General features: G+C 70.6%; 14 protein-coding genes and 1 pseudogene. 5 read left to right on the top strand and 10 right to left on the bottom strand.

What is annotated here, in order from left to right:
• Positions 1-66: 66 nt before the first annotated feature.
• From IFR14_RS05135 to IFR14_RS05120, 4 genes are all read right to left on the bottom strand, one after another.
• The gene (locus IFR14_RS05135) at positions 67-903 is read right to left on the bottom strand and encodes a carbohydrate ABC transporter permease (protein ID WP_191940455.1); all 837 of its coding nucleotides are present in this window, start codon (positions 901-903) and stop codon (positions 67-69) included.
• A complete protein-coding gene (locus tag IFR14_RS05130) occupies positions 900-1,880 on the bottom strand; it encodes a carbohydrate ABC transporter permease (protein WP_079705023.1) in 981 nt (326 codons plus the stop codon). The genes IFR14_RS05135 and IFR14_RS05130 overlap by 4 nt, the downstream gene beginning before the upstream one ends.
• 6 nt (positions 1,881-1,886) lie before the next feature.
• Positions 1,887-3,185: an ABC transporter substrate-binding protein gene (locus IFR14_RS05125; protein ID WP_191940454.1), complete on the bottom strand. Its 1,299-nt coding sequence runs from the start codon at positions 3,183-3,185 to the stop codon at positions 1,887-1,889.
• A gap of 112 nt (positions 3,186-3,297) precedes the next feature.
• Positions 3,298-4,530 (bottom strand): aminotransferase class V-fold PLP-dependent enzyme, encoded by a 1,233-nt coding sequence (locus IFR14_RS05120; RefSeq protein ID WP_191940453.1) that lies wholly within the window; start codon positions 4,528-4,530, stop codon positions 3,298-3,300.
• 237 nt (positions 4,531-4,767) lie between these two features.
• Here IFR14_RS05120 and IFR14_RS05115 point away from each other — a divergent pair, with 237 nt between their 5' ends.
• On the top strand, positions 4,768-5,460 hold the full coding sequence (locus tag IFR14_RS05115; RefSeq protein WP_071262252.1) for a FadR/GntR family transcriptional regulator: 693 nt from the start codon (positions 4,768-4,770) through the stop codon (positions 5,458-5,460).
• A 186-nt stretch (positions 5,461-5,646) separates the two neighbouring features.
• Here IFR14_RS05115 and IFR14_RS05110 read toward each other — a convergent pair whose 3' ends face one another.
• The 3 genes from IFR14_RS05110 to aztA form a co-directional block, all read right to left on the bottom strand.
• On the bottom strand, positions 5,647-6,588 hold the full coding sequence (locus IFR14_RS05110) for an SDR family NAD(P)-dependent oxidoreductase (RefSeq protein ID WP_191940452.1): 942 nt from the start codon (positions 6,586-6,588) through the stop codon (positions 5,647-5,649).
• A gap of 258 nt (positions 6,589-6,846) precedes the next feature.
• Positions 6,847-7,191: a chorismate mutase gene (locus tag IFR14_RS05105; protein WP_064296108.1), complete on the bottom strand. Its 345-nt coding sequence runs from the start codon at positions 7,189-7,191 to the stop codon at positions 6,847-6,849.
• Positions 7,192-7,252: 61 nt separating this feature from the next.
• Complete coding sequence (aztA, locus tag IFR14_RS05100) at positions 7,253-7,945, bottom strand: zinc ABC transporter ATP-binding protein AztA (RefSeq protein WP_198425033.1); 693 nt, start codon at positions 7,943-7,945, stop codon at positions 7,253-7,255.
• Positions 7,946-7,995: 50 nt separating this feature from the next.
• Between aztA and aztB the strand changes: the two genes are divergently transcribed.
• Genes aztB through aztD form a run of 4 tightly spaced genes read left to right on the top strand, consistent with a single transcriptional unit; the run spans position 7,996 to position 12,422 of the window.
• Positions 7,996-8,994 (top strand): zinc ABC transporter permease AztB, encoded by a 999-nt coding sequence (gene aztB, locus IFR14_RS05095; RefSeq protein ID WP_191940451.1) that lies wholly within the window; start codon positions 7,996-7,998, stop codon positions 8,992-8,994.
• A complete protein-coding gene (locus IFR14_RS05090) occupies positions 8,886-10,211 on the top strand; it encodes a hypothetical protein (protein WP_342365645.1) in 1,326 nt (441 codons plus the stop codon). Before aztB ends, IFR14_RS05090 begins: the two co-directional genes overlap by 109 nt.
• A 2-nt stretch (positions 10,212-10,213) precedes the next feature.
• The gene (gene aztC / locus IFR14_RS05085; protein WP_191940450.1) at positions 10,214-11,146 is read left to right on the top strand and encodes a zinc ABC transporter substrate-binding protein AztC; all 933 of its coding nucleotides are present in this window, start codon (positions 10,214-10,216) and stop codon (positions 11,144-11,146) included.
• Positions 11,147-11,174: 28 nt separating this feature from the next.
• Positions 11,175-12,422, top strand: a complete 1,248-nt coding sequence (gene aztD, locus IFR14_RS05080) for a zinc metallochaperone AztD (protein ID WP_191940449.1) — start codon at positions 11,175-11,177, stop codon at positions 12,420-12,422.
• An 85-nt stretch (positions 12,423-12,507) separates the two neighbouring features.
• On the opposite strand, the gene IFR14_RS05075 is transcribed toward aztD, so the two are convergent.
• The 3 genes and pseudogenes from IFR14_RS05075 to IFR14_RS05065 form a co-directional block, all read right to left on the bottom strand.
• Positions 12,508-13,902, bottom strand: a complete 1,395-nt coding sequence (locus IFR14_RS05075; RefSeq protein WP_342365644.1) for an FtsX-like permease family protein — start codon at positions 13,900-13,902, stop codon at positions 12,508-12,510.
• 227 nt (positions 13,903-14,129) lie between these two features.
• Positions 14,130-14,807: pseudogene (locus IFR14_RS05070) on the bottom strand (ABC transporter ATP-binding protein); the annotation flags it as partial.
• Positions 14,808-14,909: 102 nt separating this feature from the next.
• On the bottom strand, positions 14,910-15,224 hold the full coding sequence (locus IFR14_RS05065; RefSeq protein ID WP_086474678.1) for a hypothetical protein: 315 nt from the start codon (positions 15,222-15,224) through the stop codon (positions 14,910-14,912).
• Between the last annotated feature and the right edge of the window lie 74 nt (positions 15,225-15,298).

Below are 15,298 nucleotides of genomic sequence, written 5' to 3'. Positions count from 1 at the left end.
ACGCCCGCTCGCCCAGGAATGGGCGAACGGGCGTCGGCTCGCCCATTTTTGGGCGAATGAGAGGGCTCAGCCCTTCACCGCTCCCGCGGTCAGGCCCTGCACGATGTACCGGCTCGCGAACGCGAACAGCACCATCGTCGGGATGATCGTCAGCACGGCGGCCGCCGACATGGAGCCCCAGTCGATGTTGTAGCTCGTGATGAAGCCGTTGAGCGCCGTCGGGATCGTCTTGTTCGCGTCACTGTTGATGAGCGTCACCGAGAGGAACAGCTCGTTCCAACAGTTCACGAAGTTGAAGATGAACGCCGCCACGATCCCGGGCTTCAGCACCGGGACGAGCACCCGGAAGAGCGCTCCGAACCGCGAGCAGCCGTCGATCATGGCCGCCTCCTCGAGGGCGTCGGGGATGTTCTCGAAGAACCCCCGGAGCATGACGGTGCAGAACGGGATGCACACCGCGATGTAGATGAGGATGAGCCCGTACCGGTTGTCGACGAGCTTGAGCTGCGTCATCAGCAGGTAGAGCGGGCCGAGCGCGATGAACGACGGGATCATCTGCGTGGCGAGGAACGCCAGCAGGATCGCCCCCTTGCTCCGGAACTCGAACCGCGCCAGCACGTATGCCGACAGCATCGAGATGAACGTCGCGACGACGGCTGCGATCGTCGCCACGATGAGGCTGTTGACGACGTAGGTGCCGAACTGCGCCTTGCTGAACAGGCCGAGGTAGTTCTCGACCGAGAACACCTCCGGCCAGTACGTCAGCGGGTAGGAGAAGATCGCGCCCGGCTTCTTGAACGAGGTGACGACGATCCAGTACAGCGGGAACACCGTGATGACGAGCCAGAGCCCGAGGAAGAGGAACTTGACGACCTTCGCCGTCCGGGTCTCCTGGTCGATCATGCCTTCACCTTCTTCTCACGCATGGACAGCAGGTAGAACGCGGTGAACACCAGCAGGATCGCGACGACGATGAGGCCGATCGCGGAGGCCCGGCCGTAGTCTCCGCGCTGGGTGGTCGCGATCATCCAGGTCGTCAGGATGTGGGTCTGGTTCGCCGGACCACCGCCCGTCATGCCGTAGATGATGTCGGGGAAGTTGAAGATCCAGATGACCCGGAGCAGCACCGTGAGGGCGAGCGTCGTGCGGATGTACGGAATCGTGATCTGGAAGAGCATGCGCGCCTTGCCCGCGCCGTCGAGCGCTGCGGCCTCGAAGAGGTCCTCCGGCACCGACTGCAGGGCGGCGAGGATCATGATCGCGAAGAACGTGACGCCGTACCAGACGTTTGCCACGATGACGGCGAACATCGCGGTGTTCGGGTCCGCCAGCCACGGGATCGGGGTGTCGATCAACCCGACCTTCTGGAGCAGGTCGTTGATCACGCCGAACTCGCTGTTGAACATCCAGCGGAACAGGATGCCGATGAGGAAGCCCGAGATGGCCCACGGGAAGAAGATCATCGCCTGGTAGAGGCCGCGGAAGCGGAACTTCCGGCGCAGCCACAGGGCGATGCCGAAGCCGATGACGAACTGCGGGACGATCGAGGCCACCACCCAGAGCACGGTGTTCGCGACGACCTTGCCGAAGGCGGGGTCGGCGAAGACGGCCAGGAAGTTGGCGAATCCCACCCACGAGGTGTCGGTGAGGTTGGCGAGGTTCCAGTTGCGGAACGCCATCTGCGAGCCGGCGATCATCGGGTAGTAGATGAAGATCGCCACGAAGATGAACGCGGGGGCGAGGAAGGCGAGGAGGCCGAAGCCGCGGCGCACCGTGAAGGTGCGCCGCCGACGCCCGCCGGCGGTCCGCGAGGGACCGGCCGGGGGTGTCGGGGTCGCACGCTGCTGCGTGCGACCCGCTTCGTCAGTGGTGGTCGTCATGGACGGTTACTCGCTCTTCCACTTCTCGGTCCAGTACTCGTCCCAGCCCGCGAGGAGCTTCTCCGGCGTCAGCTGGCCGATGAGGACCTGCTGGATCTCCGAGTCGGACTTCTGGATCCACTCGGTCCACCAGGAGGAGCCGCGCGGCTGCGTGACGCTCAGGTAGGTGTCCGGGTTCTCGTTCATCGTGACGTAGCTGGCCCACGGGCCGGTCTTGTAGAAGTCGCTGTCCGCCGCGCTCTTGACGATCGGGACGAGGCTGTTCTCCTGGGCGAAGGTGGTGGCCTGCTTGTCCTCGGAGAGGAACTCGATGAGCTTCGCGGCCTCGGCCTTGTGCTCGCTCGACGCCGCCGTGCCCCAGCCCGCAGTCGCCATGGGCTGTGCGGCCTTGCCGGTCGGGCCCGTCAACAGCGGAGCGGTGCTCCACTGCTCGGCCGTGATCGCCTCGGACTGCTCGACGGTCGCGATGACCTCCGGGTCCTGCAGGAGGAACGCGGTCGAACCGTTCGAGAAGCCTTCGACCATCTCGGGGTAGCCCCACGCGACGGACGACGGCGGCGAAGCCTCCTTGAAGAGGTCGAAGTAGGTGTTGACGGCGTCGAGCGCCTCCGGTGCGGAGAAGATCGTGTCGCCGTTGGTCAGCTTGAACGCGTTCTCGGTGTCGAGGTCGTCGGCGACGTAGGCCTCGATGGCCGCGACGACGTTGCTGTTCGCGTTGGTGCCGCCACGGAAGGCGTAGCCGAACTGGTTCTTCGCGGGGTCCTGGATCGCGGAGGCCTGCTCGAGGAGGTCGTCCCAGCTCGTCGGGGGCCCGTCGAAGCCGGCCTCCTTGATGAGGTCGGTGCGGTAGAACAGGCTCAGCCCGTAGAAGCCGTAGGGCACGTAGTAGACCTTGCCGTCCTCGCCCTTCGCGTACTTCGTCGCGTTGTCGGTGAGGTCGTCCCAGCCCTTCCAGTCCTCGAGCTCGCCGCTCATGTCGTCGAGCCAGCCGTTGGTGGAGAACGGGCCGACGGTGATGTCGCGGACCTCGAGCACGTCGACGCCCGAGCCGGACTGCAGCATCTGGGTGATCTTCTGGTCGGCCTGATCGGTCGGCGGCGAGATGAGCTCGACCTTGATCTTCGGGTTGTCGGCCTCGAAATCCGCGATGAGCGACTTCAGGACCTCGGTCCGGGCGGGGTTGGTCAGGCTCTCGACCATCTGCAGGGTGACGGTGCCGTCGCTCGCGCCGCCGGCACAGGCCGACAGGGCGAGGCCGGTGACGACGGACAGGCCGATGGCTGCCGTTGCGCGTGACTTCCTCATGCTCGCTTCTCCTTTGAGTGGTGCTGGTGGGGGTGCTGCGGGGGTGGGTGCTGTGGTGCCGGTGCGGTGCGGTGGTGCGGGTGTGGTGGTGTCGGGTCGGGCGGTTCCGCGCTCAGCTCGTGGCCGCGCGCTCCTCCTCGGCCCATCGCGCGAGGACCGGGACGGCGTGCTCGGCGAAGTGTTCGAAGTCCTCGGGGGTGTTGTAGACGTGGGTGGAGAGTCGGACGTAGCCGATCCCGTCGAGGCTCGTGAACGCGCCCTCGACACCGAGCTCGGCGGAGACGCGGTCGCGGAGACCGTCGGCGGTCGCGTGGGTCGTCGCGAGGCCGGTCGGGAGCTTGACGAGCCGGAGGGCGTTGACCGGCATGCCCACGTCGACGTGGCTGTCCTCGCCGGTGATGGCGGTCACGGCGTCGGCGACCACCTCGACGGCGTAGTCGGCGAGCTCGGTCATGTAGTCCCTGGCGGCCGACCAGCCCCACACGTCCTCGATGAACCCGAGCGACGTCGCCGCGGCGAGGTAGCTCGTGACGTCGACCGTGCCCTGGGTGTCGAAGCGCTGCGGGAACGGGTACGGCGAACCCCAGGAGTCGATGAGCGGGTAGAGCTCCTGCGCGAGCGGGCTGCGGGCGACGAGGACGGCCGCACCGCGCGGGGCGCACCCGAACTTGTGCAGGTTGCCGACCCAGAAGTCGCAGTCGAGGTCGCGCATGGGGTCGGCGTAGAGGCCGGGGACGTGGGCGGCGTCGACAAGCGTGGGGATGCCGGCGGCACGGGCCGTGGCGGCGATCTGTTGGACCGGCAGGAGTCTGGCGGTCGGCGAGGTGATCTGGTCCATCACGATGAGGGCCGTGCGGTCGCTGAACTCGGCGACGACGGCGTCGTGGGCGGTCTGCGCGTCGGCGTCGAGCGGGATGCGGGCGGTCCGGACGGTTCCGCCCCAGCGTCGCGCGAGGCGCTCGGCACCCATCGTGACGGCCCCGTAGCCGTGGTCGGTGACGATGATCTCGAGGTCGCGCTGCACGGGGAGGCTGGAGAAGACGACGCTCGCCCCGGCGCTCGCGTTCGGAACCATGGCGAGCTGGTCGACCGAGGCCCCGAGGAAGTCGGCGATCCCGACACGGGCCGCGCCGACCTTGGCCGGGAGGGCCGGGAACCAGGTGAGGGGTGCCGCCTCCATCTCGCGGCGGAGGGCCTGCTGGTGCTCCTGCGCGACGATCGGGACAGCCCCGAAGGATCCGTGGTTGATGTGACGCTTGGTCGGATCCAGCGTCCACCCGGCCGTTGCCGGTCGGCCGTCGCCGAGCGTGAGCGGCGCTGGCCGTGCGATGGTGCGAGTGTCCACAGTGACGTTCCTCCGAGTCGATTATGCAGTGGATTGTCCGATAACCATAGGGGCAACGTTTGATGACTTGGGTTTCTGTCGTGTTACAAGTGATCGCTCAGGTCGTTTCGGGATCGACTCATCGGATGACTTGGCTTTCAAGCGGGGAGTCATCGGATGTCTCGCGGCACGCGGCGGCTCGCGGATCACCGGCGAGGGGCCGCTACGATGGCGGGACGACCCCTGAGGAGGAGCCGCATGTCCGCAGTCGACACCGCGTTCCACGGCCTGCGACACATGATCGCGTCGGGACGGCTCGTGGCGGGGCAGCGGTTCCCGGCCGAGAACGAGCTCTGCGACGAACTCGGCGTGTCCCGCGGGTCCCTGCGGGAGGCCGTCCGCATGCTGGCCGCCCTCGGGATCATCGAGTCGCGGCACGGCTCGGGCACCTACGTGTCGATGCTCCGGCCCGAGGAGATCATCGGCAGCCTGTCGCTCACGGTCGACCTCCTCCCCCTCGACGGTCTCCTGCAGATGTACGAGCTGCGGCGGGTGCTCGAGACCCATGCCACCTCGCAGGCGGCTGCTCGCGCGAGCGACGAGGTGCGCGCCGAACTCGCCGAACTCGTGGAGGCGATGGAACGGACGACCGACCCCGCCGAGTCGAGCGAACTGGACCACCGGTTCCACGAACTCATCGCACGGACGGCCGGGAACGCCACGCTGACGGCCCTGTTGCAGGTCTTCCGGTCGCGCTCACGTGCCTACGACGTCTTCAGCCTGCCCGCCGGCGACGAGCTGCGTCGGGTCAGCAACCGCGGACACCGGGCGATGACCGAGGCGATCATCTCGCGCGACCCCGTCGGGGCGGCCGGGGCGGCGTCAGCCCACGTCGCGCAGACCGAGGAGTGGTTGCGGGTCCTGCAGCCGCCGGCGACCCCCGCCGACTGAGGTCTGGTTGCGCCAGCGCGGTGCGCTGACGTCAGCGCGGGTCTGTGGCGCGAGCGCGGGCCTCCGGAGGGGTGCGCTCAGCGCCATGCCCCGCAGTCACGCCGGTTGAGGCGCAGTCACGCGAGCGCACCGCGCTGGGGCCGATTCCCCCGCGCTCGTGTCAGCGCGGTGCGCTGACGTCTGTGCTCAGGAGGTCGGGAGGATGGGCGTGCCGATGAGCCGCTCGAGGTCCGTCCAGAGCGCCGCCGCGACGTCCCGGTCGGTCGTGATCGCGGCAGGGGTCTGCCGGACAGCGTCGCCCTTCGTGAGCCACCGCGGACCGTAGAACCAACCACCGTCAGCTGCTTCGTCGGTGATCGCCCGGAGCGTCGGCTCGGCACCCCGCTGCTTGCTCTGCGCGTAGACGGACTGCAGGGTGTCGGAGAAGCGGCGCCCGCGGGTCGGCTCGTTGACGCCGGGGACGCGACGGTCGAGTCCGTTGACCGAGTAGCCGGGGTGCGCGACGAGTGCCCGGACGGTGCTGTGCGACGCCGCGAGCCGACGGTCGAGCTCGAAGCCGAGCGACGAGAGGGCGATCTTGGACTGGGCGTACGCCTGCCAGCCGCTGTACCCGTCGCGGAGCTGCAGGTCGTCGCCGTGGAACCGGACGAGCAGGGTGGAGAGGCTTCCGAGGAGCACGACGCGCGGCGCGGAATCGTGCGCATCCGCCGTGCGCTGCAACACCGGCAGGGCCTCGGCGAGCAAGGCGGCGTGGCCGACGACGTTCGTCGCGAAGACCAGCTCGATGCCGTCGGCCGTCTCCTGCCGTTCCTTCGGCATGTGCACCATGCCGGCGTTCGCGACGAGGGCGTCGAGACGGTCGAGGTCCGCGAGTCGCTCGCCCGCCGCACGCGCCGAGTCGAGCGAGGAGGTGTCGAAGGGGAGGTGGCTGAGTCGAGCGTCGGGCACCTTCACCCGGATCGCCCGCATCGCCGCCTGCGTCTTCGTCGCACTCCGTGACGCGAGAATGACCTCCGCGCCCGCTCGCGCGAGCCCGAGGCTCGTCCAGAAGCCGAGGCCGGCGTTCGCTCCGGTGACGAGGACGACGCGTCCGGTCTGATCGGGCAGGGAGTCGGCGTTCCAGGTCATGGACTCATGATGGCGCAGGACGCTGGACACCGCCCGAAGAAGCGTCACTCCTTGCCCTGGCTCACCCGAGGTGCCAGCGCGGTGCGCCGACGTGACCGCGCGCGAATCGGGCCGACCGTGGACGAACGGGCCTGACCGCACACGAACGGGCGTGACCGCGGGCCACACGCGCGGGCGCGACCCTCCGGAGACCCGCGCTCACGCCACAGACCCGCGCTCGCGTCAGCGCACCGCGCTGGCGGAACGGAACACGAAGGATCAGTGCTGGTTGGCGAGACGCTCGTGGTGGTGGATGACCTCGGCGACGACGAAGTTGAACCACTTCTCGGCGAAGGCCGGATCGAGGTGCGACTCCTCGGCGAGCGCCCGGAGACGGGTGATCTGCCGCTGTTCGCGAGCCGGGTCGCTCGCAGGCATGTCGTGCTCGGCCTTCAGGCGACCGACCTCCTGCGTGCACTTGAACCGCTCGGCCAGCAGGTGGACGAGTGCCGCGTCGATGTTGTCGATGCTGCTCCGCAGGCGGCCCAATCGCTCGGTGGCCGCCTGGGCGTCCGCCGCAGCGGCGCCGGTCGTGGGTTCGGGTTGCTGCTCGGCCTGGCTCATGCGAAAACTCTAGCAACGCGCCGGGGGCCGGAGACGGGTCGCCGGGCGATCCCCAGCCGGTTCACCGCGGATCCTCGACGAGACATCCCGCCTCGAGGTGCACCCGCGCGTCGGCCTCCGCGACCGCGACCGGATCATGCGTCACCTCCACCACCGTCGCGCCACGGTCGGCCTCCGCCCGGAGCACCTCGCGGATCGCCAGCCCAGCAGCACGGTCGAGGCCGACGGTCGGCTCGTCGAGCAGCAGCAGGTCGGCCTCACGCGCGAGCGCCTGCGCGACGAGGACCCGCTGGCGCTGCCCGCCCGACAGCTCGCCGAAGGAGCGCCCGGCGAGGTGCAGGACGTCGAGGCGGGCGAGGCTCTCGTCGACGATGCGTCGGTCCCGAGCCCCGAGTCGACCCCACCAGCGACGCAGCGTCGGCCAGCGTCCCATCGACGCGACGTCGCGCACCGTGACCGGGAAGCGCTCAGGCACGGCGCTGCGTTGCGGGACGTACGCGGCCGACCGACCGTCGAGGCCGTCGACGCCGCCCGAGGTCGGTCGGTGGAGGCCCGCGATCACCGCGAGCAGCGTCGATTTCCCTGCGCCGTTCGCCCCGGTGACGACGGTGATGGCGGCCGCCCCGACCTCGACTGAGATCCCGTGCAGGACGCGCGCGCCGTCGTACTCGGCCGACACGTCGTGGAGTCGGATGCCGGACACGACGGGCCGTCCCGCCATCGGAGGGCGAGGAGTGCTCGTCGCGGATCGCATGTCATCACCCTATCAATACTGAGAATCATTTTCATGTAGAGTGCTCGACCATGACCTGGATCACCGAGCCGTTCACTGCGGCCTTCCTCCTGCGCGCCCTCGTCGGCGGTCTGCTGGTGGCGGCCGTCTGCGGTGTCGTCGGCACCTGGGTCGTCCTCCGTGGCCTCGCGTTCCTCGGGGAGGCGATGGCCCACGGCATGCTGCCCGGCGTCGCCACCGCGGCACTCCTCGGCCTGCCGCCGGTCGCCGGCGCGGCCGTCAGCGCGGTCGTCATGACCGCCGGCGTCAGTCTCGTCTCGCGGCGCGGCAGGCTGTCCCACGACACCTCGATCGGTCTCCTCTTCGTCGGCATGCTGGCCCTCGGGGTCATCATCGTGTCGTCGAGCAGATCGTTCGCCACGGACCTCACGGCGATCCTCTTCGGCGACATCCTCGCCATCCGGCCCGCGGACCTGGTGGGCCTCGCCATCGCACTCCTCGTCACCGTGGGCGTCGCGGTCGCATTCCACCGCCCGTTCGTCGCCCTCGCCTTCGACCGCCGGGTCGCCCAGACCATGGGTCTCCGGCCGCGATTCGCCCACGCGATGCTCGTCGGCCTCGTGACGCTCGCAGTCGTCGCCTCGTACAGCGCCGTCGGCACCCTGCTCGTCGTGGCGCTCCTCCTCGGGCCGGCCGTCGCCGCGGCCCACTGGGCGCGTCGCATCCCGCTCATCATGCTGCTCGCCACGGGTTTCGGGGGCCTGGCCGTGCTGCTCGGCCTGCTCCTCTCCTGGTACGGCGACACCGCGGCCGGAGCGTCCATCGCCGCCTGCTCGATCCTGCTCGCCACGGTGTCGTGGGGCGCGCGGGCGCTCGTCGGACGGCTCCGGCGGCCCATCGACCGACACCTCGACCACCCCGACGACCACCTCACCGAACCGACCCACCTGGAAAGCGCACCGTGCACCGACTCCTCCGACCGACCATCCGACCAGGCGGCCTCCGCCCGACCGACGACCGGCTCCCCCGCGCCACACGCACCGCGCTCGCTCTCGGCGCCCTCGCACTGACGCTCAGCGCCTGCGCGCCGCAGGGGTCGGCCTCACCCACCGCGACGGCCTCGGACGAACCTCGCGGACACGGCTACGTCGAGGGCGCGAGCGAGCTCCCCGAGCCGCAACTGCACCTCGCGACCGCCGACGTCGACGGCACCGTCGAGCTGACCGACCTGCTCAGCGAGGAGCGCACGACGCTCGCCGAGCTCGGCCCGATCTCGGCGCTCACGGGCGACGGCCGGTTCGTCGCCGCGCAGTCCGAGCCCGCCGGCACCGTGACGATGATCGACACCGGTGTGTGGACGGTCGACCACGAGGACCACCAGCACTACTACCGCGCCGAGGCGCGGGTCGTCGGCGAGATCGAGGGCGACGGACCAGCGACGATCACCGCCGGTTCGACGACCACCGCCGTGCGGTTCGCCGATTCGGGCGAAACACTCCTCCTCGACACCGCCGCACTCGGCACGGGCGACATCACGCAGTCCGGTCGGATCCGGACCTCGCCCGGTGCTCCCGGAATCACCGTGCCGATCGGCGAGACGGTCGTCGCGACCGACGGGACCGGCAAGCTGCATCTCCATGGCATCGACGGCGACCTCCTCGACCCCTCGTCGGCGTCCGTGACCGCTGCCGACGCCGTGCTCGCCGGGTGCACCGATCCGGCCGGCAGCATCACGACCAACGTCGGCGTCGTCATCGGCTGCGCGGAGGGCGCGCTCCTCGCCGTCGTCGACCGTGGCTCGAGCGAGGCCGACCCGGTCCCCACGTTCGAGGCGATCCCCTATCCGCAGGCTGTCGCCGCCGCCGACCGCGCGACGTCCTTCCACGCGCGTCCCGGCCGTCCGACGGTCGCCGCCGTCGCCGGCACCTCCGGCGCATGGCTGCTCGACACCCGCGAGCGCAGCTGGGCGCTGCTGCCGGCCCCCGCACCCCTGCAGCTGGTCACCGCCGTCGACGACCGCGACCAGCACGTCGTCGGCCTCACGACGACCGGCGACCTCCTCATCCTCGACGGTGCCACCGGCGCCGTGACGGGGACCGCGGCCGCACTCGTCGGTGCAGCCGACCTCGCCACGGGCGTCCAGCTGGAGGTCGACCAGAACCGCGCCTACCTGAACACCCCGGGCACGCGCACCGTCTCCGAGATCGACTTCGGCGACGCCGCGCGGATCGCCCGCACCTTCACCTTCGACACGGCACCGGCGTTCCTCGCCGAGACGGGACGCTGACCATGCGAGCGACCATCCCCCGGACGACCGCCCTCCTGCGCACGACCGCCGTCCTCGCGGCCGGCCTCGTGCTGGGCACCGGCCTGACGAGCTGTGCGGCGAGCGCCGACGACCGCCCGTTCGTCGTCGTGACCACGAACATCCTCGGCGACGTCGTCGGTGAACTCGTCGGTGACCAGGCCGAGGTCATGACCCTCATGCCGCCCGACGCCGATCCGCACTCCTTCGAGATCTCCGCGCGGCAGGCGGCACGCATCACCGGTGCGCAGCTGCTCGTGTCGAACGGCCTGGGACTCGAGGAGGGACTCACCCAGCACCTGGAGACCGCGGCCGACGAGGGGGTGCCGATCGTCGAGGCCGGCTCGCTCGTCGACGTCCTCGAGACCGCGTCAGGCGCGACCGATCCGCACTTCTGGACCGACCCGACGCAGATGACGTCGGTCGTGGACGGGGTCACCGAGGCGTTGCTCGAGGAGATACCCACGCTCGACGCGGCCGAGCTGCAGGCGAACGCCGCCACGTACACGGCCGAGCTCGAGGCGCTCGACGCCGAGATGGCCGAGGCGTTCGCCGCCATCCCGGCCGAGCAGCGGAAGCTCGTCACCAACCATCACGTGTTCGGGTACCTCGCCGCCCGCTACGACTTCCAGGTCATCGGCGCCGTCATCCCGAGCGGCACCACGCTCGCGGCCCCCAGCGCCTCGGACCTCGACGAACTGTCGACCGCGATCGAGGAGGCCGGCGTCCGGACGATCTTCGCCGACTCCTCGCAACCCGACCGGCTCGTGCAGGTGCTCGCCGACGAGGCGGACGTCGACGTCGCCGTCGTCCCGTTGTTCACCGAGTCGTTGACCGCCGAGTCGGGCGACGCCCCCACCTACCTCACCATGATGCGCGCGAACACCGAGCGCATCGCCACCGGACTCTCGCCCTGAGCGGGCGTCCACGAACCGATAGGAAACCATGCAGCAGCACCACCGCAGTCCCCTGGCATCGCGCCTGAAGCGCGGCCGGGTCCCGTTCCTCGCCGTCGGCACCGCCGCGGCCCTCCTCCTCACCGGATGCTCGACCGCGAGCGGCTCCGCGCCCGACCCGAGTGCGTCGACCTCCGCCGACCCGCAGCGTCGGATCACCCTGACCTACGACGGCGGCCTCCTCGTCCTCGACGCCGCATCCCTCGAGGTGGTCGGCGACCTCCCCCTCGACGGGTTCAACCGGGTGAACGCCGCCGGCGACGGGCGGCACGTGCTCGTCACCACGACGAAGGGCTTCCAGGTCCTCGACACCGGGACGTGGACGGACGAGGACGGCACCTCGAAGCAGGCCGACCCGGTCCTGACCGACCTCGTCTTCCCCGCCGACACCGCAGGCCACGTCGTCCGTCACGCCGACAAGACCATCCTGTTCGCCGACGGCTCCGGCGACACGACGATCTTCGACAGCGCTGACCTCCTCGAGGCCACCGACGAGCTGCCCGAGACCGAGACCATCCCGTCGGAGGCCGCGCACCACGGTGTCGCCATCGAGCTCGAGGACGGCACCGTGCTGTCCACGATCGGCACCCCGGACGCCCGGACCGGTGTCCGGGTGCTCGACGACTCGCGCACCGAGATCGCCCGCAACGAGCAGTGCCCGTCGGTGCACGGTGAAGGCACCGTCAAGGACGAGGTCGTCGTGTTCGGCTGCAGCGACGGCGTGCTCGTCTACGACAGCGGCGTGTTCACGAAGATCCAGGCGCCGGACGCCTACGGGCGCACGGGCAACCAGTACGTCAGCGAGACGTCCTCCATCGCGGTCGGCGACTACAACAGCGACCCCGACGCCGAGGGCTACGACCTCCGCCAGCTCGCGTTGACCGACACGGTCGCGAAGACGACGAAGATCGTCGACCTGCCGGAGGGCGTCGGCTACACCTGGCGCGACGTCGCCCGAGGGCCGAGCGACGAGGTCATCGTGCTCGGCAACGACGGTTCGTTGCACGTCCTCGACGAACAGACGGGTGCCGTCACCGACACGATCAAGGTCATCGACGCCTGGGAGCCGCCGGCCGAGTGGCAGGACGCCCACCCGGCGCTCGTCGTCCAGGACGGTGTCGCCTACGTGACCGACCCGGCGACGAAGTCGATCCACGCCGTGGATCTCGCGTCGGGCGACATCACGACGGGTGAACTACCCGGCGTCCCGAACGAGATCGCGGTCGTCACGGGCTGACCCGACCTCACCGAGAGCGCCCGTTCCGTCCTCCCCGCGTCATGCAGGGGACGGAACGGGCGCTCTCGTCGTGCGGGCCGGGCGCTCAGACGCGCTCGGGCGCTCGGAGCACCCCGGAGACGACTGGACGGGTCGCGCGAAGGGCCGCCCACACGAGCCCGATGCCACCGGCGAAGCACCCGACGATGACGAGGACCGACAGCGGGGCGAGGATGACACTGATGCCGGCCATCGGCAGGACGAGGAGGACGCCCAGTCCGGCCGAGCCCAGCGCGACCACCCGCAGGGGCAGCATGACCGCGCGACCGCGAGCCCGTTCCATCACGTCCCGCGGCACCCCCAGGCGGTCGAGGCTGACGTACAGGTCTCGCCGGTCGAGGACCGCCGACGCCTGGTTCACCCCGACGGAGCACGCGACCATGAGGAACGACGCGACGAGCGTGATGATCACGCCGGTGCGGATGTCGTCGATGAGGATGGCGCTCTCACGGTCGAGGTCGGAACCTCCGGCGGCGTCCATGAGCGCCACCCCGGTCCCGGCGACGACGGCGACGAAGCTCGTCATCGCCACGCCACTGACCTGACGCCACGCCGCCTTCGGCGACTCCAGGATCGTGCGGGCAGCGAGGAGCCGCTCCGGTGTCTTGGCACGCTTGGCCGACCCACGGCCGATCACCCCGACGACCCAGGGGCCGATCAACCCGAGCACCCCGACGCCGGCAGCGAACCCCACCCCCAGGACGGCGATCATGACGGCGACCTCCTGCAACCCCGTCACGACGGAGAGCATGCCGTAGGCGACGATCACGACGACGACCCCGACGACGATGCGCAGCCAGTGCACGGTCGGCGCCTGCTGCTTCGTGCGGACGCCGAGCGGGCTCACGTTCACCGCGCGGAGACCGATGGCGGCACTCGCTGCTGCGAGCAGCACAACACCGAGGATCACCGCGGCGATGATCGGGACACCGACCCAGACGCCCTCGACCCCGATCGGGGAACCACCGAACGGGATGAGCCCGACGAGCGGCAGCATGCCGAGGTATAGCAGGATCCCGGCGAACGCACCGAGGAGGGCGACCCCGGCCGACTCGAGGACGGTCATCGCCGTGACCGTGCCGGGTGTCGCGCCGAGGAGTCGGAGGGTGGCGAGTCGGTCGTCGCGGCGCCGGGTGGAGAGCCGCGCGGCCGCCCCGCCGAGCGAGCCGAGCGGGACGAGCAGCAGGGCCAGCGCCAGCACACTGAGCACCTGGTAGATGAAGGCCGTCTCACCGGTCCACCGCCAGAACATCATCGCGCCGCCGAGCACCGTGAGTACGAGAGCGGTGGTCAAGGCGAACGCGACCGCCGGGAGCACGATCGTCGCAGGGCTCTGCGCGCCCGGGCGGGCGAGCATCCAGGTGAGACGGACGACGTGACTGCGACCGCTGCCGGCGGGGACCGGGATCCGGGTCGGTGCGACCCCGACTGCGGCGGTCACGGTCGGGCTCCGTTCGGGACGACGCCGGTCGCCTGACCCGGGTGGGCCTGCGGCGGGTACGGCTGCGCAGCGGGCTGGGCGTACGGCTGCGGCGGGAACGGCTGCCCGGCGGGCTGCTGCTGGTACGGGGGCTGCTGCGGCGGGTACGGCTGCTGCACCTGCTGCGGCACGGGTGCCTGCCCGGTCGCGAACTGCTGCGGCGGGGTCGGCGCGCCGACCCCGCCCGGCTGCCCGACGATCCGACCGTCGGCCAGGCGGATCGTCCGGGAGCACCGCGCGGCGACCGTCTCGTCGTGCGTCACGAGGACGAGCGTGCGTCCCTGCCCGGTCGTCGCGTGGAGCAGGGCTCCCATGACGTCGGCCGAGGTCCGGGAGTCGAGCGCGCCGGTCGGCTCGTCGGCGAAGACGATGGGGGCGCCGGTCACCTGGGCGCGGGCGATCGCGACGCGCTGCGCCTGACCACCGCTCAGTTCGCCGATCCGACGGGTCTCCATGCCGGCCAGTCCCAGGGCGGCGAGCCACGCCGCCGCGCTCGTCTCAGCGGCGATGCGCGGTGTCCCGCCGAGCATCAGCGCGATCGCGACGTTCTCGACGGCGGTCAGCTCGGGGATGAGCAGGCCCTGCTGGAAGACGAAGCCGAAGGACTCGCGTCGCAGCTGCGAGCGGTGCCGTTCGTCGAGCTGGTCGACGCGGACGACGCCCGTCGGAGTGTTGAAGGCGATCGAGCCGGTGTCGGGGGTGACGATCCCGGCGAGCGCATGCATGAGCGTGGTCTTGCCGGAGCCGGAGGCACCCATGATGGCGACCGACTCACCGGGGAGGATGTCGAGGTCGACGCCGGCGAGGGCGACGGTCGGCCCGTACTGTTTCGTGAGTCCGCGAGCGGAGAGGATCGAAGTGTTCATGCTCCCATCGTCGGCGGCAGGTGTCCCTCGGCGCGTCGGCCGGGCGATGCAAGCTCCGCCGCCCGGGTCATCCGCGAGGTGGACCCGGCGTGGACCTCGCGGTCAGTTGCCGCGGCGGCGGTACTGGGCGAAGACCGCCGCGTCGGCTGCCCAGCCCGCACCGAGGAACCGGAGGCCTGTTCCGGCGTCGGTCCCGTCGGTTCCGGCCGCGGGCGCTTGCGTCGGCTCGACCGAGGCGGTGAGGTCGACCCCGGCAGCGCCGGCGGCGACGTGTGCCGTAGCGCTGACGCGCTCGGCGACCACTCCCTGCTCCGCGGCCTCGTCGCGCCGGCTCGGCATCGGCTCCGTCAGCGGGACCGCCCGCAGCGGTGCGGTGACCCGGGTGTGGACGGCGTGCGAACGGGTGATCGATGACATGTTCCCATCGTCCTGAACCCGAGCACCCGGCACATCCCGCAGTCGGGTGATCCTGCAGGGCCCGGTCTCATCCT

It is taken from the genome of Plantibacter sp. CFBP 8775 (genome assembly GCF_014839505.1).
GTDB classification, from domain to species: Bacteria; Actinomycetota; Actinomycetes; order Actinomycetales; family Microbacteriaceae; genus Plantibacter; species Plantibacter auratus.
The sequence above is the reverse complement of the archived record's forward strand: the minus strand, read 5'-3'. Positions and strand labels throughout refer to the sequence as shown.